Origin of the sequence: Microcoleus sp. Pol17C6, from assembly GCF_036701145.1 — a bacterium.
Lineage (GTDB): Bacteria > Cyanobacteriota > Cyanobacteriia > Cyanobacteriales > Microcoleaceae > Microcoleus.
Window position 1 is genome coordinate 1 of the sequence record NZ_JAUBQH010000067.1, and the last position, 21,215, is coordinate 21,215.

21 protein-coding genes are annotated in these 21,215 nt (G+C 47.3%); 9 read left to right on the forward strand and 12 right to left on the reverse strand.

Features of this window, described 5'->3' with window-relative positions:
• Together QUA25_RS24315 and QUA25_RS24320 are read left to right on the forward strand one after the other, a co-directional pair.
• On the forward strand, positions 1-125 hold a 125-nt coding region (locus QUA25_RS24315; protein ID WP_333041841.1), incomplete at its 5' end, for a photosystem II protein D1.
• A gap of 437 nt (positions 126-562) precedes the next feature.
• The gene (locus QUA25_RS24320; protein WP_333041800.1) at positions 563-1,333 is read left to right on the forward strand and encodes a GerMN domain-containing protein; all 771 of its coding nucleotides are present in this window, start codon (positions 563-565) and stop codon (positions 1,331-1,333) included.
• A 115-nt stretch (positions 1,334-1,448) separates the two neighbouring features.
• Here QUA25_RS24320 and QUA25_RS24325 read toward each other — a convergent pair whose 3' ends face one another.
• The 3 genes from QUA25_RS24325 to efp form a co-directional block, all read right to left on the reverse strand.
• Positions 1,449-1,841: an ArsR/SmtB family transcription factor gene (locus QUA25_RS24325; protein WP_006631662.1), complete on the reverse strand. Its 393-nt coding sequence runs from the start codon at positions 1,839-1,841 to the stop codon at positions 1,449-1,451.
• Positions 1,842-1,871: 30 nt separating this feature from the next.
• Positions 1,872-2,429, reverse strand: a complete 558-nt coding sequence (accB, locus tag QUA25_RS24330; RefSeq protein ID WP_333041803.1) for an acetyl-CoA carboxylase biotin carboxyl carrier protein — start codon at positions 2,427-2,429, stop codon at positions 1,872-1,874.
• 199 nt (positions 2,430-2,628) lie between these two features.
• Entirely contained in the window at positions 2,629-3,186 is a 558-nt protein-coding gene (gene efp / locus QUA25_RS24335; protein ID WP_333041804.1) for an elongation factor P, read from the reverse strand.
• Positions 3,187-3,617: 431 nt separating this feature from the next.
• On the opposite strand from efp, the gene QUA25_RS24340 reads away from it, so the two are divergent.
• The 3 genes from QUA25_RS24340 to thiL all read left to right on the forward strand — a co-directional run bounded on the left by QUA25_RS24340 (position 3,618) and on the right by thiL (position 6,446).
• Complete coding sequence (locus tag QUA25_RS24340) at positions 3,618-4,742, forward strand: peptidylprolyl isomerase (RefSeq protein WP_333041805.1); 1,125 nt, start codon at positions 3,618-3,620, stop codon at positions 4,740-4,742.
• Between the two features lie 241 nt (positions 4,743-4,983).
• A complete protein-coding gene (locus QUA25_RS24345) occupies positions 4,984-5,298 on the forward strand; it encodes a hypothetical protein (protein ID WP_333041806.1) in 315 nt (104 codons plus the stop codon).
• A gap of 152 nt (positions 5,299-5,450) precedes the next feature.
• On the forward strand, positions 5,451-6,446 hold the full coding sequence (gene thiL, locus QUA25_RS24350) for a thiamine-phosphate kinase (protein ID WP_333041808.1): 996 nt from the start codon (positions 5,451-5,453) through the stop codon (positions 6,444-6,446).
• Positions 6,447-6,517: 71 nt separating this feature from the next.
• Here thiL and QUA25_RS24355 read toward each other — a convergent pair whose 3' ends face one another.
• From QUA25_RS24355 to QUA25_RS24365, 3 genes are all read right to left on the reverse strand, one after another.
• On the reverse strand, positions 6,518-7,174 hold the full coding sequence (locus QUA25_RS24355; protein ID WP_333041810.1) for a hypothetical protein: 657 nt from the start codon (positions 7,172-7,174) through the stop codon (positions 6,518-6,520).
• Between the two features lie 156 nt (positions 7,175-7,330).
• The gene (locus QUA25_RS24360; RefSeq protein ID WP_333041811.1) at positions 7,331-8,521 is read right to left on the reverse strand and encodes a cysteine desulfurase family protein; all 1,191 of its coding nucleotides are present in this window, start codon (positions 8,519-8,521) and stop codon (positions 7,331-7,333) included.
• A 78-nt stretch (positions 8,522-8,599) separates the two neighbouring features.
• Positions 8,600-9,001: a DUF7682 family zinc-binding protein gene (locus tag QUA25_RS24365; protein ID WP_333041813.1), complete on the reverse strand. Its 402-nt coding sequence runs from the start codon at positions 8,999-9,001 to the stop codon at positions 8,600-8,602.
• A gap of 191 nt (positions 9,002-9,192) precedes the next feature.
• Between QUA25_RS24365 and QUA25_RS24370 the strand changes: the two genes are divergently transcribed.
• Both QUA25_RS24370 and QUA25_RS24375 read left to right on the forward strand, forming a co-directional pair.
• Complete coding sequence (locus tag QUA25_RS24370; RefSeq protein WP_333041815.1) at positions 9,193-10,854, forward strand: DUF655 domain-containing protein; 1,662 nt, start codon at positions 9,193-9,195, stop codon at positions 10,852-10,854.
• Between the two features lie 199 nt (positions 10,855-11,053).
• The gene (locus QUA25_RS24375; RefSeq protein ID WP_333041817.1) at positions 11,054-11,698 is read left to right on the forward strand and encodes a hypothetical protein; all 645 of its coding nucleotides are present in this window, start codon (positions 11,054-11,056) and stop codon (positions 11,696-11,698) included.
• A gap of 136 nt (positions 11,699-11,834) precedes the next feature.
• Here the strand turns inward: QUA25_RS24375 and cax are convergent, their stop codons facing one another.
• The 6 genes from cax to QUA25_RS24405 all read right to left on the reverse strand — a co-directional run bounded on the left by cax (position 11,835) and on the right by QUA25_RS24405 (position 17,960).
• Complete coding sequence (gene cax, locus QUA25_RS24380) at positions 11,835-12,935, reverse strand: calcium/proton exchanger (RefSeq protein ID WP_333041818.1); 1,101 nt, start codon at positions 12,933-12,935, stop codon at positions 11,835-11,837.
• Positions 12,936-13,154: 219 nt separating this feature from the next.
• Positions 13,155-13,613 carry a hypothetical protein gene (locus tag QUA25_RS24385; protein WP_333041819.1) on the reverse strand — a complete coding sequence of 153 codons (459 nt, stop codon included), beginning with the start codon at positions 13,611-13,613 and terminating at the stop codon, positions 13,155-13,157.
• 382 nt (positions 13,614-13,995) lie between these two features.
• Positions 13,996-14,616, reverse strand: a complete 621-nt coding sequence (locus QUA25_RS24390; RefSeq protein ID WP_333041820.1) for a DUF6391 domain-containing protein — start codon at positions 14,614-14,616, stop codon at positions 13,996-13,998.
• 182 nt (positions 14,617-14,798) lie between these two features.
• Positions 14,799-15,509 carry an MORN motif-containing protein gene (locus QUA25_RS24395; protein ID WP_333041822.1) on the reverse strand — a complete coding sequence of 237 codons (711 nt, stop codon included), beginning with the start codon at positions 15,507-15,509 and terminating at the stop codon, positions 14,799-14,801.
• A gap of 102 nt (positions 15,510-15,611) precedes the next feature.
• Positions 15,612-16,364, reverse strand: coding sequence for an MORN motif-containing protein (locus QUA25_RS24400; RefSeq protein ID WP_333041824.1), 753 nt, complete (start codon positions 16,362-16,364; stop codon positions 15,612-15,614).
• Positions 16,365-16,547: 183 nt separating this feature from the next.
• Complete coding sequence (locus QUA25_RS24405) at positions 16,548-17,960, reverse strand: hypothetical protein (protein WP_333041826.1); 1,413 nt, start codon at positions 17,958-17,960, stop codon at positions 16,548-16,550.
• 230 nt (positions 17,961-18,190) lie between these two features.
• Between QUA25_RS24405 and QUA25_RS24410 the strand changes: the two genes are divergently transcribed.
• Together QUA25_RS24410 and gpmI are read left to right on the forward strand one after the other, a co-directional pair.
• Positions 18,191-18,859 carry a retropepsin-like aspartic protease gene (locus QUA25_RS24410; protein ID WP_333041827.1) on the forward strand — a complete coding sequence of 223 codons (669 nt, stop codon included), beginning with the start codon at positions 18,191-18,193 and terminating at the stop codon, positions 18,857-18,859.
• Between the two features lie 426 nt (positions 18,860-19,285).
• The gene (gene gpmI / locus QUA25_RS24415) at positions 19,286-20,884 is read left to right on the forward strand and encodes a 2,3-bisphosphoglycerate-independent phosphoglycerate mutase (protein WP_333041829.1); all 1,599 of its coding nucleotides are present in this window, start codon (positions 19,286-19,288) and stop codon (positions 20,882-20,884) included.
• The last annotated feature ends 331 nt before the right edge of the window (positions 20,885-21,215 follow it).

Genomic DNA, 21,215 nt, shown 5'->3' on the forward strand with positions numbered 1-21,215 from the left:
TGATCAACCGCGCTAACTTGGGTATGGAAGTAATGCACGAGCGCAATGCTCACAACTTCCCGCTTGACTTGGCTGCTGGTGAAACAACTCCCGTAGCTTTGGTTGCTCCTTCTATCAATGGCTAAGTTTTAGCTGTTGATTGACAAAAAGCGCTCCTAGAAATAGGGGCGCTTTTTGTTTTGGGAAAATATTTTTCTAGAACAGTTTCTATCCGTTAAATCCCTTAAATCCGTTACCCCCCTTACCTCCGTTACATCCATCCGTGGCCTTCCTTCTTGCTTTTTACTTATTTTTTCTTCCTTTATTCTTTAATTTTTTATGATTACTATAGAATATAGCCACTAGGTTGATTGAGATACTGTGACATACTCCACGGGCGAAATCTTATATTATGGTCTAGGATTCCAATAGTCAGATTCAGAATATGTTGGGCTTGCTATAAAGTTTTCGCGAGCAGCAATGCAATTGTGTCAATTCCAGAATCTAACCATAGACAAATGTAGCTGATCAGGAGTCGCTCCTCACCGTCCCAAGCGCTCTATCTGTAAGGAGAATTTGTATTATGAAAGATGGACAAGAAGTACGCCGCGTCTCCACAGCCGTCATTGCCGGTGTTTGCGGGTTGGCTTTACTGACGGGAGGGGGCATTGCCTGGTGGACCGCGAACCGTTCGCCAACCCCTGCAGATACGCAGTCTTCTGCTCAAACTACCGCTCCCCCCCTTTCCCCAAGTTCTGTGGAATCTCCTGCTGTAGTTATCCCCGTACCCCCTCCAAATCCTGTACAAGTGCCACAGGTTCAGACGCCGCAGGTTCAGACGCCGCAGGTTCAGACGCCGCAGGTTCAGACGCCTAACGCTTTGGTGCCAAAGTCGCCGCAGCCGAAGCCTTTGCCGCAGACTGATGTCCAGACAGTGCAAGTCTACTGGGTTAAAGATGCGAGCGGCAAATTTGAGGGAGTTCCTACGAAAGTAGCTGTTAAACAAGCTGACAAGCCTGATGCAGCTTTACAAGCTGCTTTTAACAGTTTGTTGGCGGGGCCCAAGGATGGAACTGTTTCGAGCGAAATTCCTAATGGGACAAAACTCAGGGGTTTGAGTGTTAAGAATGACGGAGTTTATGTCGATTTGTCGGCAGAATTTACTTCGGGGGGAGGGAGCAATTCGATGACTGGCCGGTTAGGGCAAGTTATCTATACGGCTACGAGTTTACAACCGAATACCAAGGTTTGGATTTCGGTGGAAGGGAAGCCTTTAGAACTTTTAGGCGGCGAAGGTTTGGAGGTGGCTCAGCCGAGTACCCGCCAAAGCTTTGACAAAAATTTTCCCCTTTAGTAGTTATGAGTCATTAGTTACAAGTGATTAGTAATCGGTCTGAAGGCCGAGAATAGGAATTGATAACTGATGACTCATGACTGAGGATTGAGGATTGAGGACTGGCAACTAATTTTCAGTGCTTCGTCGTTAGGCTAAATGCTCGAAAGTGTAGGGCTTGCTGTTCGATCCGGCTGGCAAGCCGATCGCACACCATATTACACAGCTCAAAAATTAACTCGTCTTGCACCTTATAATAGGCTGAAGTCCCTTCACTCCGGCGAGTGAGGATACCAGCTTGGAGCATGAGTTTTAAGTGCTTAGAAACATTGGCTTGACTCGTTTGAGTAGCTTCCACCAATTCTTGCACGCATTTTTCGCCGTCGCGAAGCAAGTTCAAAATTCGTAAACGCATGGGTTCGCTCAAAATACTGAAATACTCAGCAACTTGTTGCACAACCTCTTGCGGGACAGGCTGGGATGACTTCATCAAACTCACCGGAGAGAAGTGATCGGGAAATATTAGCATTTATTCTGTCCATAACAATAAAGTAATGCTTCAATCCGGATTAATTCGCATCAACACTTGACCGTATTCGACAGGTTCGCCATTTTGAACTAAAATTTCCATCACTTGACCGGAGACTTCATCAGCATCGATCTCGTTCATCAGCTTCATCGCTTCGATAATACAGACTGTCTGATTGACCTTGATCCGATCGCCCACGTTGACAAAAGGTGGCTCATCAGGAGCAGCAGCGCGATAAAACGTTCCTACCATCGGCGAGATAATTGGCACCCATTTCGTATCGACAGAAGCAGGTACGGCAGCCGGTACGGCGACAGGGGCGACAGGTACAGGGGCAGCCTGATCCGCTGCTAAATTTTGGTCAACAGCAGGAGGTGACGCTAATGTGGGGCTAGCAACAGCGCCCAACGCGCTTGGAGCGACAGTCGCCACGGCAGCAGGGAGCGCAGCAGAGGTGCCTGGTGAACTTGCCAGAATGCCTTTGCGTACTGTCAGTTCAATATCCCCACTTTTTAAGGTCAGTTCCGAAATGCCAGTTTTGTCTAATACAGTTAGCAGGTCACAAAGCTGGTTTAAGTCTAGTTGCACAGCAGATTCAAGGGTAATTGAGAATTGAAAATTGAAAATTGAAAATTGAAAATTAAGAACCAGGCGAAGCTAGGAGCATCAACGACTTTGGAGGCAAAAGGGATAGTTTTTAAGCTGTGAGCGATGAGTATTGAATTTGGACTTCTTTAACTCATAACTCAGAACTAAAAACTAAAAACTCCCTTTCCCTCCCTCGTTTCTACTCTCGACCGAGGTACTTGTCTTCACGAGTATCTATCCGAATCCGTTCTCCAATGGAAATAAATAGAGGCACCATAATCTGAGCCCCGGTGGAGAGGACGGCGGGTTTACTGCCACCAGTGGCAGTATCTCCTTTGACTCCGGGATCGGTTTGTATCACTTCCAAGACGACAGAGTTGGGCAGTTCCACTTCCATGATTTGGTCGTTCCAGCGCAGGATGCTGACTTCCATCCCTTCATTGAGGTACTTGACACGATCGCCTATTTGCTTAGCATTGAGGCGACTTTCCTCGTAAGTTTCCATATCCATAAAGACGAAATCGTCGCCCTCTTTATAGGTATGCTGCATCACACTCTTTTCCAGGTTGGCTTGAGGCATAGTCTCGCCCGCCCGGAAGGTTTGTTCTACTACGTTTCCGGTTTGGACGTTTTTTAATTTTGTCCGCACGAAAGCCGAGCCTTTTCCTGGCTTGACGTGGAGGAATTCGATAACCCGCCACACGCCGTTATTCCATTCAATTGAAACACCTGGTCGAAAGTCGTTACTGGAAATCATATAAATTTTTGCGGGCAATCCCGTCGCCTTGCGGGCACGGGGGAACTACAGTCAGTCGATTTTAGATTTGAGATTTTAGATTTGAGATTTACTCCACAGAGGAATTTGGGAGATTGAACCTTGGTCTAAAATTTTGATCTCTCCACGACAGGAGTCTGGGGATTGTATCCGTTTTTGAGCGGGTCAGGTTAAAGCCGCAGTCTAGCTGACGGCATCAAAAAGCAATTGGCATTTTATTTTACCGTTCAAAGGGAGCAAGTGCTTTACTGAAATGTTAATGACAGGGGGCAGTGGACTGTTGTCAGTTGAGTGTTGACTGTTGTTCGTGGGCAACTCCTCCCCAGCCAAACCAACAGACACTTTAGATGGGTAGCACCTTAGAGGGCGGGCAGCGCTGTGGGAAGATAAGAGAGGCAATAAAAGTTAAAGTTATGTTGCATTGGCCTAATTTCTCGATCGATACGTGCAAGCGCTGGGTCAAAACCGTCGCTTTAGCGCTCTTGCTGTTCACTCTCTCCCTGAGTTTCAGTGCAGTCTCCCATGCAAAACGCCCCAGCAGCAGTATGCCTGCAGGGAATGCGATTACGGACGGGCGGGCGCTGCTGCGCTTCGCTTTACCTATTGACAATCAGACTGTGCGAGAGTTGCAAATCAGTCTCGAAGACATTGGCAACCACATACGGTCTAAACGTTGGGGGCCGATTAGCAGCGATGTCAGCAAGGCTTCCAGGATTCTCAACCTTCGGGAATCTGATCTTTTAGAGAGTATTCCCGACGCCAAAAAACCGGAAGCTGAAACTCTAATTGCAGGAGTCAAGGAGAAAGTTGCTCAACTGGAAAAGGCTGTTGAGGCTAAAGACAGGGACAAAGTGATTGACTTGAAAGCCACAATCCTAGGTTCGGTAGGCGAAATCGAAGAGTTGATGGTGACAAAGTTTCCGTTTGAAGTGCCTGCCAAGTATGCTAATCTGCCTCAATTGAAAGGACGCGCTACTGTGTCTTTCCAAACTGAAAAAGGGGAAATTACTGTTGTGGTTGACGGCTACAACGCCCCGGTTACGGCTGGTAATTTTGTGGATTTGGTTGATCGAGGTTTTTATGACGGTTTGCCGTTTATTCGATCGGAAGAATCCTACGTTTTGCAAACCGGAGACCCCGAAGGCAAGGAAGTCGGTTTTATTGACCCTGGTACTGGCAAATACCGGAATGTTCCGCTGGAAGTGTTCGTCAGGGGCGAAAAGGAACCTATTTACGGCATTACTCTAGAAGATGCGGGGCGCTATAGCGACGAGCCTGTTTTGCCTTTTTCTGCTTTCGGTACTGTGGCGATGGCCCGCGCTGAAGCTGAACCCGACAGCGCTTCTTCTCAGTTTTTCTTTTTCTTGTTTGAACCTGAACTTACGCCCGCTGGCCGGAATCTGTTGGACGGCCGGTATGCTGTTTTTGGTTACATGATTGAAGGAAAAGAAGTTTTGGAGCAACTGAAGCAGGGAGACAAGATTCTATCTGCTAAGGTAGTTAAAGGAATGGAAAATTTGGTGCAACCTCAAGTTTAATTAATGACGGCGATTTAAATCGCTTCTACACCAAAGTGACGGCGATTTAAATCGCTTTTACACAAATAAAGCCCGCCTGCGCGGGCTGAAAAAATCAATATTGACAGCCAGTGAAATAGCTTCTAAATAAAGGTAATAGCGATTGAAATCCCTTCGGCAGAAACAAAGCCAGCCTCTGCGGGCTGGAAGAAGAGAGAATTTTTAGAGTTTCGTTATTGAAATCAGGAATTTAATCGACAGTATGGCAATTTTAGAATTTTTATTGGTAATGGGTTTGGGCGGATTCGCAGGCTTGTTGATAGTAAAAAATCTCAATGAAAACAAGCAAAAGCAGCGGTTGGATGAGGCTTTTTATCAGTTGTTGGAAACTCAAAATAGTCAAGTTTCGCTGATTCAACTGGCGGCTAATGCTAGGGTTGAGGCTGAAGTTGCTCAGCAGTATTTAACTCGGCAAGTTAAGATTTTTTCGGCGGTTTTAGAGGTAGATGATGAAGGGGATACTTTTTATAGGTTTCCTAGGTTGCGCTTACCGCCGAGTTCCGGTAAGGAATGGTGATGCAGTTGACAGTTGACAGTTGACAGTTGACAGTTGTTCAGGAATTACGCATCAATAACGTGCTATAGGTAAGACACCTGTTCCATAACACATTGAGTTTATTGCGGGATGGGCATCTTGCCCGCCCCCATCTCACTAAAAAATCCTTTTTAATGCTGATTAAAGATATCGGTGAACAAGGCCTTTTAAGAATATTGCAAAAATTCTGCCCTGCAGAAATAGTCGGAGATGATTGCGCTGTCATGGCTACAACTCCCAACCAATCTCTCGCTATCACTACAGATATGTTGGTGGAGGGAGTGCATTTCAGCGATCGCACTACGGGGCCTTATTACGCAGGATGGCGCGCCGCAGCAGCGAATTTGTCGGATCTGGCTGCGATGGGAGCAAAGCCTCTGGCGGTGACTGTAGCCCTCGCTGTGGCGGCGGATACGGCTGTGGAGTGGGTTGAAGAGTTTTATCGGGGGATGACGGCTTGCTTGCAAGAATATGATACGCCGATCGTCGGTGGCGATGTTGTGCGATCGCCCGTGGTGACGGTGGCGATTACTGCTTTCGGACAAGTTGAGTGCGATCGTACCATTAGTCGGTCAAATGCGCGATCGGGCTGGGCGATTGTCGCTACTGGGATTCACGGAGCCTCCCGCGCGGGATTAGAATTGCTGTTAAATCCAGAATTCGGACAAAATCTTTCAGAAGTCGATCGGGCTTCTTTAATTCTCGCTCACCAGCGCCCTAAACCGAGACTCGATGTTTTGCCGGTTGTTTGGGAGATTTTAGATTCTGCGGGTGAGTTTTCCATCGCCGGAATGGACAGTAGCGACGGTTTAGCTGATGCGATTATTCAAATTTGTCGGGCTAGCGGTGTTGGCGCAAAAGTCGATCGCACAAAAATACCAATTCCCAATATTTTCAGCGAAATCGTATCAACCGAAAAAGGTTTAGATTGGGCATTATACGGCGGAGAAGATTTCGAGTTAGTGCTGTTTTTGCCGATCGCGAATGCTGAGTTATTGCTGGAAAAAATAGGAAATGGTGCTGCAATTGTGGGAATCGCTACGGATAGCAGCGATATCTGGTTGACTGATAGCAGCGGTATTTATCCTGATGCTATATTAAAGCTCGATCAAGGATTTCAACACTTCTGAATTATCTCGTTTGTCCGCATAGGCGGACTTGGTTTGTATAGACGCGATTTTAAGCGCCTGGTTTTTGCCCGTTACAGATTTTCCGCCAGCGAACCGTTGATTCTGTTATTGTAGGCAGTAGCTAGATTATTTTGGGTTTGCGTCCATTTTTCACTACCGGGTTCGCGATTATTTAAAACTATTTGATAACCAGTAATGGCAATTTCAATATTATTCGCTCTATTCCCACTTGGAAAGTCACTAATATGAATACTCAAATTTTCAATAAGACCGATAATTGAGCTAATTGTTTCTGAGTTTTCGCCAGCAATTAACTTCTGCGCCACTTGCTGTAAAGTCTCGGCAAAACTGGCATTAAGGAGATGTTGTCGCCCTTCCAGCATGGGGTAAATTACTGCTATATTTCCCTTGCTATCTTGTTCGGCTTGCAATAATTCTAGGAAAAAGTTTGCATACTCTTGGAAATTTTCACTGACCGAGTTATTGCTATCTCCGTCATCGTTGATATCGAGGATTTGCGCTAGGTAACTAGCTAGATGTCGAAGGAATTTAGCGCCATTTTCCCCTCCTTGTTCTGCCAAGGTTGAGGCTACTAACTCGCAAGTTTCCAGAAATCCGCGATCGAGTAATTCTGAGTTATCCTGTAATATCTGCGATTCGTCTCCATTGGGGGCATTCAGCAGGGTGTGAATTAATTGCAGATAGGCTTGGGCGCGGTTTTCTTCCATTATGGGGAGTTGTGAATAACACCGGAATAGATTTTATCATGATTGGGGGTGGGTTTTTGGGGTTGTTTCTGATTTTTGATGATTTTGACCGCAGATGTTGGCGGATGTACGCGGATGGACGCTGATAGATACGGCTATCTAGGTTTGCAGTTAATCTTAACGTCTAGATAATGCTACCTTTGGCATTAATCTATCTAAGATTTGCTCGATCGCAATTACTGTCCAATCAATATCAGCTTCTGTGGTTTCTCGTCCTAGAGTTAATCTAATTCCACCAACTGCGCCGATTTCGTCATATCCCATTGCTAATAATATCGGACTGGGAGTTAGTTTGCCGCTGCTACAAGCGGCACCGGAACTAATGCCAATTCCGGCTAAATTTAACTGTCTCACCATAGTTTTGCCTGTGATTTGCTCTGTGTCTCTCTTTTGGTAAGGGCGACAGGATGGGGAGACGATGCAAAAACTGACGTGGTGGGGCAGTCGGTAATATCGATCGCCAGTTGGTACTAAACTGGGTACGTGGGATAATCGGTCAAAAAGTCGATCGCGCAATCCAATTAACCTCGGCGTTTCTACATCTATTTCCTGCAATGCTAACTCCGCCGCCACCCCAAAACCGACGATTGCCGGCAGCGCTTGTGTCCCGGAACGCAGTTTCAATTCTTGGCCACCGCCCCCCAACATTGGTACTAATTCTACTCCCGGACGTACGTAAAGCGCGCCTGCACCTTGTGGCCCGTAAAGTTTGTGACTGGAAAGGGAAAGCAAGTCTACGGGCAGTTTCTGCACGTCTATTTGCAGCTTGCCGGCAACTTGAACTGCATCGGTATGAAACATGATATTGCGATCGCGCGCAATTTGTCCTAATGCCTCAATTGGTTGCAGCGTGCCAACTTCACTTTGTCCGTAAATGATTGAAATTAACACTGTATTCGATCGCAGCGACTCTTGCAAATCCAAAGGGTGAATGCGCCCAAATTTATCGACTGGTAGGCGCGTCACTTCCCATCCCAACTGTTCGAGTTGTCGCGCCGGTTCTACTACTGCAGAGTGCTCTACGCTGGAGATAATGATATGCTGCGGCTTGGTATAAAGACGCGCAATTCCCATAATTGCCAAATTATCCGCTTCAGTGCCGCCACTGGTAAAAATCATCGATTCCGGTAGCGCGTTAATCAAGCTAGCAACCTGCATTCTTGCTAATTCTAAAGCTGTCGCCGCCCTTTGTCCCCACTCGTGCAAGCTGGAAGGATTTCCCCACTGCTGAGTGAGAGCTTTTTGCATGGCTTGAATCGCTTCTGGGCGTGCGGGTGTTGTAGCACTATAGTCGAGGTAAATTTGCATGATAAATAACTAATTAATGAATGTTGACTGCTAACTGTTGTGAGTGGCTACCAATAGCCAATAACCAATAACTGATGACTAACTTCCTGGTTTGCAGACGTTGTAGTCTTCGTGCGACAAAACTTTTTGGGGAATTAAGAAAGTGCCGCAATCTTCACAAAGCATTCTGTAGTTGCGAGTTACAGGAATACTGATTATCAAACGGTTGTGACGCAGGCGTTTGCCGCCGAAATCTCTGTAATTCTTATTTTCGCCCAAAGCTGCTATAATTGCCCGGGCTTTGGTAACTACGTGGTCGGGCAGACCTCTGAGATCGATGATATCTCTAGCAAATGATGCTTCCCTCTCTTGTTTTTTGGTTTGTTTTTGTGTCAGCACTTCAACGTAATGCTGCTGCGCCACCAACTCTTGCGTGCAGCGATGGCACGCTTTACCATATCCTTTGTGACCGCACGGAAAAATTGTTTTTCTTTTCGCCATAAAGCAGCGGTATAGGGTTTGACCCACGCCCCTGAATGCTGCTACCCTACCAGTGATGCTTCCGGCATCGAGGCAGTTCTACAAGACGCAAAATCTATTCCCTTGCATAAATTTAATAGGTTGTAACTTTACTTTATCCAATAGCTTTGAACTGTGGTTCGGCTAATAACCTCTATATTTTTTAAAATTTTGTGGCTGTATTGTATTATCATTTACTCGGTTTCTGTTGTGCTGGGCTGGTGGCGCTCAATCTGGCGGGCTGCGGACAAACAAAGCAAGACGTGCAGAATTTACCTCTCAGTCTGGCTCCATTGCCTCAAGACCCCTTGTTGCAAGTATACTTCAATCAGTCGATCGCTTCGAGTTATACAGAGCCTTACCGCCAGCAAACTAGACCTGGGGATGATTTAGAAAACTTAATCGCTGTTGCGATCGCTAGTGCTGGATCGACGGTAGATGTAGCAGTTCAGGAGTTTCGATTGCCCGGTATTGCGAGGGTTTTGGCCGATCAACAGCGATCGGGAATTAAAGTGAGATTAATTGTCGAACATATCTATAGTCGCCCTTGGAGCGATTTTACAGCTCAGGAGTTAGCGAAATTACCGGAAAGAGAGCGCGATCGTTATACCGAATTTGTGCAACTTGCCGATGGCAATAAAGATGGTAAATTGAGTGCCGATGAAATCAAGCAAAATGATGCTTTGGTAATTGTCAAGGATGCGGGTATTCCTGTAATTGACGATACTGCTGACGGCAGTAAAGGCAGTGGTTTGATGCACCACAAATTTGTGGTAATTGATGGCAAAACCGTAATCGTCACTTCTGCTAATTTTACCACAAGCGATATACACGGCGATTTCAAGACAGCAGCAAGTCGCGGCAATGCGAACAATTTGCTGAAAATTGAAAATGCTCAATTAGCGCAACTGTTTACTCAAGAATTTAACATCATGTGGGGCGACGGGCCCAAAGGCAAACCTGACAGCAAATTTGGCATCAAAAAGCCGTTTCGTCAAGTGCAAAAAGTAAGAGTAGGGAATTCGACAGTTGGGGTGCAATTTTCGCCGACGGCTGCGACTTTGCCTTGGGAAAAAAGCGTCAACGGTTTGATAAATCGAACTTTGGGTAGTGCGAAAAAGTCGGTTGATTTGGCACTGTTTGTATTTTCGGCTCAGCGGTTGTCAAATACTTTGGAAATTGAAGCTGGGCGAGGAGTGGCGGTGCGAGCTTTAATTGACTCTAATTTTATTTATCGCTCTTACAGTGAAGGTTTGGATATGATGGGGGCGACTTTGATGCAAGATTGCGGGTTAGAAACTGACAATCGCCCTTGGAGAAAGCCGCTGACTACGGTGGGAGTGCCGCTGTTACCAATGGGCGATCGCCTGCACCACAAATTCGGCGTTGTGGACGGCAAAACGGTACTTACAGGTTCTCACAACTGGAGTGAGGCGGCAAATCACGGGAATGACGAGACGCTGCTGGCGATCGAGAGTCCCACAGTTGCGGCCCATTTTGAGCGGGAGTTCGATCGGCTTTACAAAGGCGCCATATTGGGAATTCCCGCCCGAATCAAACAGAGAATTGATGCTAAGAAAAAAGAGTGCGATTCACTACAAGCAGCATCAAAATCTGCGGGTGCCAAACCTCAAATTGCTGCTAAAAAATTAGTTAATTTAAATACAGCCAGTCAGGAAGAATTAGAAACCTTGCCCGGGGTTGGCCCGAAGTTAGCCGAGAGAATTATTGCAGCGCGACAGCAGCAACCTTTCACTTCTTTAGAGGATGTGGCACGGGTACAGGGAGTTGGGGACAAGATTTTAGAGAGATGGCGCGATCGAGTAACTTGGTAGTTAAGTTCATACTCAGGACTTCATTCCTGGCTCTACAAAGTTCGCAGTCAGGACTTCTGTTTTTCCTTTCGCAACTAAGCATCAAGGACTCAAATCTTCACTAAAAAACTATCCGAGCGACTTTGACAACATATCTGCTGTCAAGTTAAAATAATAAGTTGTTAACAAAAGGCTATCTATTTACATTAGAGGTAGAGAGATGAAACACGCCATATTTGTTACGGGTAGACCAAAAATCCAATTTCTAGCTATTTTCCTGGGGGCAATTTTTTTGACGCTAGCAGCTTTCACAGTCAGCGCTCAGCAGACTAACGAAGCACAATTTAGGGTCAAAAACGAAAACACTTTTAATATTAATTTGATTCAATTTAAGCGCATTGAATATGTAGGTTCATGTGCAGGTACTGTCTTCTCTCCTGATTCGCAAAGCGCTCGATTTGTCTCCAGCAAGACTCCCCCCGGCCCTAACAGGAGGGTGATGATTAAAAATGTGACTGATGGCATGGAAACTAACCCCTATCCCTACACAGACAGAGGTTACGACAAAGGAGAATTTTCCGAGGATTTTGGATTTAAGTTAGGTAACAGTCACAAAACAAGAACTTTTTCGGTTTTAGAGGGAGAAAATAAGTTTCTCTATGAAATTAAAGAAAATGACCAAGTTATAGAACAGGGTGCCCTTACGGCTGAAGTTTCTATACAAAGCTTAGGTACTTTTCCCCGTCAGCAAATTTGTGAAGATAAGGTGGAATGTCGGGATACTTCTGATTGTCGCGACCGTAAAGGCAGAAAAAGAAGTTGCAGACGAGAGTGTTTTCCTGTTCAACAGTGTCGCTGTCCGTAATTACTTTCTGTCCTAAAATTATTTTTTTAATTAAGGGCCGAAGACAAAGAGGAATAACAAACCAGAAATAAGATAAGTTATTTTCCAGGGAAGAGGGGCAACCCCGGAGGGTTGCCCCTCCCAGAAAATTATTGGTTTAAGTAATGGGGTGAAAGTAAAATGCTGCTCCTAAGACGATATATGTTGCTAAAAGCAGCACTCCTTCGAGCCAATTAGAACGCCCGTCGAGACTAATTAGATTAGCAATTGTCACCGCAATGGCAACTGCAACTACTTCAAAGGGATTGAAGTTTAAATCCATCGGCTGATGAATCACTAATCCGATAATCACCAACACCGGCGCTACCAGCAAAGCAACTAGCAAACTCGATCCCATCGCCACAGAAACCGACAAATCCATATTGTTTTTCATCGCCACTCCCACAGCCGTTACATATTCGGCAGCGCCGCCAACAATCGGCAACAGAATTACCCCTGTAAATAGCGGCGTCAATCCCAATCCTTTGGTAGTTTCTTCGACAACGCCAACGAAAATTTCTGATTCAAAAGCAACGGCAACAGTTGAGGCAACTAGCACCCCTATCCACAGCCACAAATTCGGTTTGTGCGTAGTAGATTCCTCTTTGGTATTTTGCGGATTTTCTGACTCTAGTTCTAGTAACCCAACATCGTAAAGATAGCTGTGAGTTTTTAATGAAAATAGGAGAGTTAGAGCGTAAACTGCAATTAGGACGATCGCAGTTATTAAGGAAAGATTCTGAATGGCTGCGGGTTCGACTCCATTGGAGGTGTAAATTACCATTGTCGGCAGCAGGATAGCAATCACTGCTAGAGTCATTGTGGAACCGTTCACCCGCGCGATAATTGGCTTAAATTCCTGTTCTTTGTAGCGGATTCCTCCTAACAGCATGGAAAATCCCATGACTAAGAGCAAGTTGCTGATAATTGTACCGGTTATGCTGGCTTTCACAATGTCAATTAATCCAGCTTTCAGGGCAACTATGGCAATAATTAATTCCGTAGCATTGCCGAAGACTGCATTTAATAAGCCGCCTATGGAGGGGCCTGTGACGATCGCCACTTCTTCTGTTGCTGTACTCAACCAAATCGCCAGAGGTATAATGCCTAAAGCGGATGTGATGAAAACTGCCAGGGAACCCCAGTGCAAATACTCAGCGGCGATGGAAATGGGGATGAAAATTAACAGCGCTATAGAAAGAATCTTTTTGATTGACATAGGAACTCGGATGGTGTATTGAAGAGTGAGGTTTAGCTAGCGGAGCGATCGTCAAGTTGATTTTACATGATTCAACTATCCCCTGACTCACCCAAATACGGATACAAGCCCCGGACTTAAGTTGTGGAGAGCAATCATGGTTTAGACAAAAGTTATACCCCCAGCGAACGGCTGTGGAGTGAATCTAAAATCTAAAATTTGAACTAGACTGACTGTTGTCTATCTGAGAAAAAGTGCGCCGTCATTCCGAATCCTTAAAGATGTTTTATCCAAACCTAAATCATTTGTCTCGTCTAATCTTACCTCTACTGTTCCTTCGCCACCAGGTTTCAAACTGGGTTTCAATAATGCGCCATCTAGTCGCCTAAATACAATTGAGGTCGGTAGTGTCAATGCTGGCAGCGCGACTGTTGAATTTTCCGCTAAACTCTGGCGGTTAGTCTGTCCAACCACCTGAAAAAATAGTCGATCGTTGGTTTTATTCGTTAATCTAACATTGACTTTGCCATTAACGGGAACTATTTTGCCGTCAGGAGCTTTTTCGGGTTCGTTAGTTTGGGATATTTCGCCAGCAAAACTCGCAGATTCGGTGAAAGGCAAAACGCTGTTGGCTACTACGGCTAAGCTGACAGCCAGTAGACTTGGCAGCCAGGTTTTATCGATCGGTAATTTGCACATTTATTTTGTTGACTTTGGATCTAAAAATTCTAATAAGGGATTTTACCTTATCCTGCTATTTTCTGACAAGTCGCCTAGGAAGTAAATCCGAGCTTTTCATAGCTGACACATTAGCGGTAAAGATGAAATTTTAATATAATATGAAGTTATAAAAATATGGAAGATATAGATATTAGTATGTAGTGCCCAGTTATCGAATAAAAGCACGTTGATAAGTCGCCCCAATTAACTTTTGAATAGTACCGATTCTCTCAAAATGATGAATAAGGAAGAAGGAAGTTAGGCAACAAAGCCGTGTAGGGGATTTAACGGCTCGAAGTTGAGGGAAGAAAGAAGATTGTGTCAATTTTCCCCCTCTTCCACTCTTCCCCTCCCGCAGCAACTATTCAACCCAACGTACCCGCACAAAATGAGCTTCGCGTCCCCAGAAGTCGTGACTTACGGTAATATCAACAACACTCAAATTAAACGGAATAGCAGTTGTAACGTAACGCTGAGCTAGAGAACCCACATCAGGAGCTAACTGAGCCGCAGCAGCCGCCGCTGCACCCAAACCTAACAGTTGCAGAATGGGCCCCCGAGGCAGGGCTAAATTGATGCCTACAGCAAGTCCTGCCGTCAGCAGCATTGCCACCGACAAATTCGTGCCACAACGGGGATGTACAGCTAAATCCCACTCTCCGCTGGCAATCCGCTGCAAAGCCTCGCGCACAGCCTGACGCAACTGTGCAATGTTAACGTGGCCATAAAGATAAAACCCTTGATCTGTGGACATCCCGCCCAATAACTCATTATCGGTTCTTGCTGTGGTCGCACCAAACGATTGACTTAGTACCCAAACAGTAGCGTGTTCCAAAGCATGAACTTGGCGCAAAGTCAAGACTTCCTTCAAACCGGGCACAAAATTGAGTTGTCGCAACAAATCAGCATCTTGAGTCCGCTGCGGGGCAAAGTCGAAGGGAAACTGGCCGGTGCGGCCGGAAGCAGAAGCAGTAGTTGTCATATCAAAACGCCTCCATTAACTCCATTAAGTGGATATTTAACATTAGCAATTCGGTTGAGAAAAAGCCGATGATAAATTATCAATAGTTTTGACTTTAAAACCTAGCAATGGCAGGTTTTGTGCAAAAAATATTAGCCCTCCACCTGCCCTTACTAATAGATTAGATCGCACTTATTCCCAGTTTATTGCTCTTGCCGCTGGCCGTCGCGGAATACTCCCGGAATTCGCCGGCCTCTGGTATCGATAATTGTGCCTTTGCCGTGAGGCAATCCCTTGCGTAACTCTCCCTGATAGCGGATACCGTTGGAGAACGAACAGTTACCCCTGCCATCAAGTTCTTGAGTATAGAACTGTCCCGAACACCGACTGCCGTCAGCCCGGGTGAACGCTCCCGTACCTAAAGGCTTGCCCCCTAAAAATTGACCCACAAAGCGATCGCCATTAGCAAAAATGAATTGCCCTTGTCCCGTGGGCACGCCTACTTTTTGATCGAGAGAAAACGACCCTATATAGCGATCGCCATTAGTAAAAATAGCAGTCCCGGAACTAACTTTGCCATCTCGGAATATGCCCTCCACGCGGGCGTCGTCCTTAAATATAAATTGTCCTCGACCATTTGGTTTACCCAGACGGAACTGCCCCTCATAGCGATCGCCATTGGAATATATGTATACCCCAGCGCCACTGGGCAAACCGTTAACGAACTGTCCGATGTAGCTATCACCGTTGTCATAATCGCACCTAACTCTACCTGTAGCGATAGTTGGTACGCAGCGGCCTGTTCTAGCTTCTGTTCCTTGCGCCATTGAGGGCAAGGGATAAGTCGCGTAACTACCAATTAACACTGATGCAACTAATAGAGGGATTCCACTGGTTTTTAAACGGGAAATCATTAACTAAGTCTCTCCTATGCGCTTCTGGATATTATTTTCCTTCGTCATTTGTCTTTTGTCCGATTTCTGGTCAAAAGTTGCCTGAAAACCTCAATTTATCCTTTACGAAACTCCGGGTTTGCCGTTGCGAAATACCCCCGGAAAGCGCCTACCGCTAGCATCGATCATAGTCCCGACACCGTGAGGCACTCCCTTTCGCAATTCTCCTTCATAGCGCGTCCCGTTGGGGAAAGTACAGGTGACACTAGCATCAAGTTCTTGATTAAAAAACCTGCCAGAACAGCGAGTGCCGTCTTTGCGTACTAATACCCCAGGGCCAAAGGGCGAGCCTGCAAAGAATTGTCCTTCATAGCGATCGCCATTGGTATAAAAAAATTGACCCCGCCCTGCTGGTTGGCTGCTAATAACTTTAGTCTGAAGGTTCTGGACGACTCCGAAGTCTCCCACGTAGCGCTCACCGTTGGGGAAAACCACCGTCCCAGATCTCATCGTGCCATCTTGGAACACGCCTATGTAGCGGCCATCATCTTTAAAAATGAATGTCCCTCTACCATTGGGCACTCCCCTCCGAAATTGTCCTTCGTAGCGATCACCATTAGCGTACACGTAGACTCCGCTGCCGTCGGGGAGACCGTTAACGAAGTTTCCCTCGTAGTTATCGCCTGTCTCGTAATTGCATTTCACTCTTCCCGTAGGAAGGCTGCCTTGGCAGAAGGGAGAGCGTTTTTCTTCTTCTGGTTTTGGATCAGGTGTTGCTTGAGCCATTGATGGCTGGGGATTGAAGAGATTAGTAGCGCTGCCGATAGAAGAAGCAACTAATATCACCATCCCTAATTTTTGAATTGAACCGAGCATGATCAATCTCCTTTAACTTCAATTACTAATAGGGATTTTCTAGAAGCTAATACTCGCTGAAAAGTCGTCTATTTTTTAATCCCTGTACTAATTTTACCTTCAGGTTTGAGATCTGCCCTAAATGCAAAAAGGCAAAAATTAGAGTTTTTGCCTTTAGCATTTTTCCTGCTTTACTGTCAATTTTCAGCGTCGCGCTGAGCTATTCGGATTTGGGAGACGGCTAATAACTGCATTGGCTGGTTGTGGTTGGCGACTGGCCGGTTTTTCGCCAACACCTTTGGCTACCTCAACGCCATTTTCTTCCAGAATCACGATCGGATCGGCTCCTTGCTTGAGATCGACCCGCTTCACCAACACTTGCCCGTTAGACAGCCGCTGCCCGACTTTGACATATCGGCTGGTTGGTTCATTCGGTACTTTGACAATCACTTGCGTCTCGTTCCCGACTTTTACCACCCCGCTGACTTCAGTACCCGTAGCGAGGTCAGTAGAAGGCGGTGGCGGAACTACTGGGATCACCGGAGGCGGCGGGGGATTTGGGTCTACCCACTGGGGCGGGCGCTTGTCTACTGGCAGTTCCGGCAGATCCGGCACTCCTATGGGTCTCGCTGCTATTGGTTGGGGGGGGCGCGGGGGTCCTGGACGGCGAGTCTGGGGATTCCGCGCATCTTGGGGTCTACTTGCTATTGGCCCAGTAGTTCCAGGAGGGCGGGTGCCAGTACCTCTTCTGACCCTGGCATTGGGGTCTCTCCATTGGGGGGGGCGCTTGTCTACTGGCAGTTCCGGCAGATCCGGGACTCCTATGGGTCTAGCTGCAATGGGTTCGAGTCCAGGCGGGGATGTACGAGTAGGACCTAACTGAGGAGCATCTAGCCCCGGAACTATGGGCGGCAAGCCAATTTGTCCCCCGGTGCCTCCGGGTAAGGAACCATTTCTGCCACCGCCACCGCCATTTAACCGAGGAGGAGTTCCCCCTGGTGGAACTATGGGACGCGAGTCAATTTGCGCCCCATCACCTCCGGGAAGTAAATTTCCCGATCGACCTCTTAGTTGCTGAGTGCCGGCTCGACCGCCCGTGGGTCCTCTGGGGATAGTAACCGTCTGATTAGGCCTGTTAAGTGGGGGGGGAGCCAATAACTCGGGAAGTTCGGGTAGCACGGCAACTTGTCGCTGTGGCAGTTTGGGGAGTTCTGAGGTAGTCCCGCCCGCTCCGTTGGCTCCTGGAGGGATTTGTAATACGATCGGCGGCAGTGGCCCAAAGGGGTCTAACTGAGAAGGATTGGCTGTCACAGGGCCTTGGGGTACTGGCTGAAGCGGAAGCGTTGGATTCCTGTCCTTTTTGTTGCCGATGCCTGTTTGAGCCTGTCTTGCTCGTTCGTCTGGGTTGGTCGATCGAATTAACCCTGGAGGCTGGGCGGCTACTATTGGAGACTGGAAAGTCTGAGTTCCTGGGGTGGGGCTGGCAGAGGCGGCCGGAGACGGAGAGGCTGCACTGGGACTGGGGCTGGGGCTGGCTGTGTTGCTGCCCTCGCCACCACAGCCTGCGATCGAGAAAGCTAGTAGTCCTATAGTCGCAAAATATAAAAGTTTGTACATTGCCGATCGCCCCTAACTGCTTAATTTCAAGATATCCAACAAGGCTCTGCAATTACAGCCTGTTGCCGTTTATCAGTTTATCTGTGTTCGATGTTATGCGATCGCTTGAAAATTGCCAAGTTTTCCTGATGATCTGATCCGGGGATCAAGCGATCGGTTTTTGGGAGCGGGTTAGGATATCAGTGGCGGTTGTTGTTCGACATATTGAATCTAATTAAGGTATTTAGATAATGGCAAAAGTGATTCTCAAGCGAATTTGGCGATCGGGCTTTGTTTTTGCGACCGTTTTGGTGGGTGTGGGATCGGCGGGCGGCGAGGTGCATTCTCATTCACATCAGCCAGAAACTCAGGTGATGACATTGGTGCCCGATGTTAGTTCCCAGCAGCTCGTGAAGCGGAGCTATCCCGAAGGGAATCGCACTATAACGGGAGCGGGATTGACAACTGGCAAATTGTACTCTCAGTTTTGGAACCCATCAAATGGTGGTGCAAAACCCCCAGCAAATCAACGGGCGAAGCCACCGGGGAATTCACAGGTATTTCAAGCTAAAATCAAGCGCCGCGCAGGCGGGACACCGGTGATTGATGTGGTATTTAACGGCAACCAGACTTTTGAAATGATTGTGGATACCGGGGCGAGTGGCACTTTGATTTCTCAGCGGATGGCTACTGCACTGGGAGTGAGGCCGGTGCGTACCATCAGAGCGGGGATCGCTGACGGTAGCGTTGTCGAGTTCCCGATCGGTCGAGTGCGATCAATTCGGGTTGGGGGTGCTGTGATCCAAAATGTCGAAGTGGCGATCGCCAAACAAATGCCAATAGGTCTGCTCGGTCACGATTTCTTTGGCAATTACGATGTCAAAATTAAAAAAGATGTTGTAGAATTTTATGTCCGCTGAAAGTGAGCCGATTCGGAAACGGATTTTGGCTCAACTGGTTTAAAGTTATTCCCAGCCCAGTCAAAGCGGTTTAATCTCTTCCTTTAGGCAGTAGTAAAAGTCAGCCATCTGTGGTACTGTTCTTAGTGTTTCAATAGCAACCTACCGTTGAACAATTCGTGAAAATGCGGCGGCAAAAGCAGGGTCGCTGTTGGTGAGATCGATAACAGCCTCCGACTGTGCATTCACAGTACAGGGCAAGGCAATCAATTAAACAATTCCCAAAGCAGGTCGAGATTAGTTCCCAAAATACTGTGGCTAAGGGAATTGTGGTGGGCTTTGTTCAGCCGGAGCCTAAAAAATATGTAAACTGATTAGCGGCAAATGTTCCGCAAAATCGGAAATCATGACGATCGAGAAATTAATTATTGTAAATAAGGTATTCACATGGCACAAGCGTCTGTATCTCCTGTAGTGCTGATTATTCTAGACGGCTGGGGTTATCGTGAAGAACAAGACGGAAATGCGATCGCCGCTGCAAAAACACCCGTGATGGACAGTCTCTGGGCCGCTTATCCCAGAACTCTGATTAAAACATCGGGCCGGGCGGTAGGGCTGCCAGACGGGCAAATGGGTAACTCAGAGGTTGGTCACTTGAATCTGGGCGCGGGCCGCGTGGTTCCTCAAGAGTTGGTGCGGATCTCGGATGCAGTGGAAGATGGTTCTTTGCTCAACAACCGGGCGCTGGTTGAGCTTTGCGAGAAAGTCCGCGCCACGGGCGGCAAGTTGCACCTGACTGGTCTTTGTTCTGAAGGTGGGGTTCATTCCCATCTCAGTCATATTAAGGGTTTGCTGCAATTAGCAAAGGTACAGGGAATTTCTGATGTTTGCATTCACGCGATTACTGACGGTCGTGATACTACTCCGAAAGAGGGTGTCGAAGCTCTAGGGAAGATTGAAAGTTATATCGCAGAGGTAGGGGTCGGTCGGATTGCGACCATCAGCGGCCGCTACTACGCGATGGACAGGGACAAGCGCTGGGATCGGGTGCAGCGGGCTTACGAGGTGATGACGACTGAGGGTGCTCCTGATGGTCGATCGGCTGTGGATGTGTTGCAGGCCTCTTATGCTGAAGGAGTGACCGACGAGTTTGCTGTTCCGACTCGGATTGCTCCGGGGGCGGTGGCATCCGGGGATGGGGTAATTTTCTTCAATTTTCGCCCGGACAGGGCTAGAGAATTGACTCAGGCTTTTGTATCTCCCGATTTTAAGGGGTTTGAACGGCAGTTAATTGAGCCCCTGGCGTTTGCGACTTTTACTCAGTACGACCCAAAACTGTCAGTAATGGTGGCTTTTGAACCGCAGAATTTGAACAATATTCTGGGCGAGGTGATTTCTAAGCACGGTTTGCAGCAGTTGCGGACAGCGGAAACTGAAAAGTACGCTCATGTGACTTATTTTTTTAATGGGGGTCTGGAAGAGCCTTTTATCGGGGAACACCGGGAGTTGGTGCAGAGCCCGATGGTGGCGACTTACGATGAGGCGCCCCAGATGTCGGCGGACTTGGTGACGGATGGGGTGGTGACGGCTTTGGAAAAAGGCATCTATTCGTTTATGGTGATTAACTACGCTAACCCGGATATGGTTGGTCATACGGGGATGATGGATGCGACGATAATTGCGATCGAAACTGTGGATAAATGTTTGGGGCGGCTGTTGAGCGCCATTAGTAAAGCTGGGGGAACGGCAATTATTATTGCTGACCACGGAAATGCTGAGCAGATGTTTGACGAGGACGGGAATCCCTGGACTGCTCACACTACTAACCCGGTGCCGTTTATTCTGGTAGAAGGTGAAGGTCGGAAGATTCCGGGTCACGGAACGGATGTTCCTCTGAGGGCGGATGGTTGTTTGGCGGATATTGCGCCGACGATTCTGGAGCTGTTGAGGTTGCCTCAGCCCCCGGAGATGACGGGACGTTCTATGATACGATCGGCTGAGTTTGAAGTTCGTGCCAATCGCACTCCGGTGCGAGTCCGATTGTAGAAAGTCTGGGTCAAATCTCGCTACAGGTAGGGACGGCACTGCCCATAGGTGTCAACTTAACGTCAAACGTAATACCGGTCTGCTGTTTGACGATTAGGCCTCGCTCCCCCCTAGCCCCCCTTAAGAAGGGGGGGACCGGAAATGGATCAAAGTCCCCCTTGTTAAGGGGGATTTAGGGGGATCTAGACTCAGGTAAAAGCGATATTTATCAAGGGTTTTAGGCTTAAGTTGACACGCCTTGGACTCTTGGAGTGTCTCTGCATAAATTGTGTGCGATCGACTGAATTTGATATGATAATAAATTACCGATTACTAATTACCAATTACTCCA

Excerpts from the sequence above, each read along its gene's own strand:
- QUA25_RS24320 (WP_333041800.1), top strand. The coding sequence starts at position 563 with ATGAAAGATGGACAAGAAGTACGCCGCGTCTCCACAGCCGTCATTGCC.
- QUA25_RS24325 (WP_006631662.1), bottom strand. The coding sequence starts at position 1,841 with ATGCTAATATTTCCCGATCACTTCTCTCCGGTGAGTTTGATGAAGTCA.
- efp (WP_333041804.1), bottom strand. The coding sequence starts at position 3,186 with ATGATTTCCAGTAACGACTTTCGACCAGGTGTTTCAATTGAATGGAAT.
- QUA25_RS24340 (WP_333041805.1), top strand. The coding sequence starts at position 3,618 with ATGTTGCATTGGCCTAATTTCTCGATCGATACGTGCAAGCGCTGGGTC.
- QUA25_RS24345 (WP_333041806.1), top strand. The coding sequence starts at position 4,984 with ATGGCAATTTTAGAATTTTTATTGGTAATGGGTTTGGGCGGATTCGCA.
- thiL (WP_333041808.1), top strand. The coding sequence starts at position 5,451 with ATGCTGATTAAAGATATCGGTGAACAAGGCCTTTTAAGAATATTGCAA.
- QUA25_RS24355 (WP_333041810.1), bottom strand. The coding sequence starts at position 7,174 with ATGGAAGAAAACCGCGCCCAAGCCTATCTGCAATTAATTCACACCCTG.
- QUA25_RS24360 (WP_333041811.1), bottom strand. The coding sequence starts at position 8,521 with ATGCAAATTTACCTCGACTATAGTGCTACAACACCCGCACGCCCAGAA.
- QUA25_RS24365 (WP_333041813.1), bottom strand. The coding sequence starts at position 9,001 with ATGGCGAAAAGAAAAACAATTTTTCCGTGCGGTCACAAAGGATATGGT.
- QUA25_RS24375 (WP_333041817.1), top strand. The coding sequence starts at position 11,054 with ATGAAACACGCCATATTTGTTACGGGTAGACCAAAAATCCAATTTCTA.
- cax (WP_333041818.1), bottom strand. The coding sequence starts at position 12,935 with ATGTCAATCAAAAAGATTCTTTCTATAGCGCTGTTAATTTTCATCCCC.
- QUA25_RS24385 (WP_333041819.1), bottom strand. The coding sequence starts at position 13,613 with ATGTGCAAATTACCGATCGATAAAACCTGGCTGCCAAGTCTACTGGCT.
- QUA25_RS24390 (WP_333041820.1), bottom strand. The coding sequence starts at position 14,616 with ATGACAACTACTGCTTCTGCTTCCGGCCGCACCGGCCAGTTTCCCTTC.
- QUA25_RS24395 (WP_333041822.1), bottom strand. The coding sequence starts at position 15,509 with ATGATTTCCCGTTTAAAAACCAGTGGAATCCCTCTATTAGTTGCATCA.
- QUA25_RS24400 (WP_333041824.1), bottom strand. The coding sequence starts at position 16,364 with ATGCTCGGTTCAATTCAAAAATTAGGGATGGTGATATTAGTTGCTTCT.
- QUA25_RS24405 (WP_333041826.1), bottom strand. The coding sequence starts at position 17,960 with ATGTACAAACTTTTATATTTTGCGACTATAGGACTACTAGCTTTCTCG.
- QUA25_RS24410 (WP_333041827.1), top strand. The coding sequence starts at position 18,191 with ATGGCAAAAGTGATTCTCAAGCGAATTTGGCGATCGGGCTTTGTTTTT.
- gpmI (WP_333041829.1), top strand. The coding sequence starts at position 19,286 with ATGGCACAAGCGTCTGTATCTCCTGTAGTGCTGATTATTCTAGACGGC.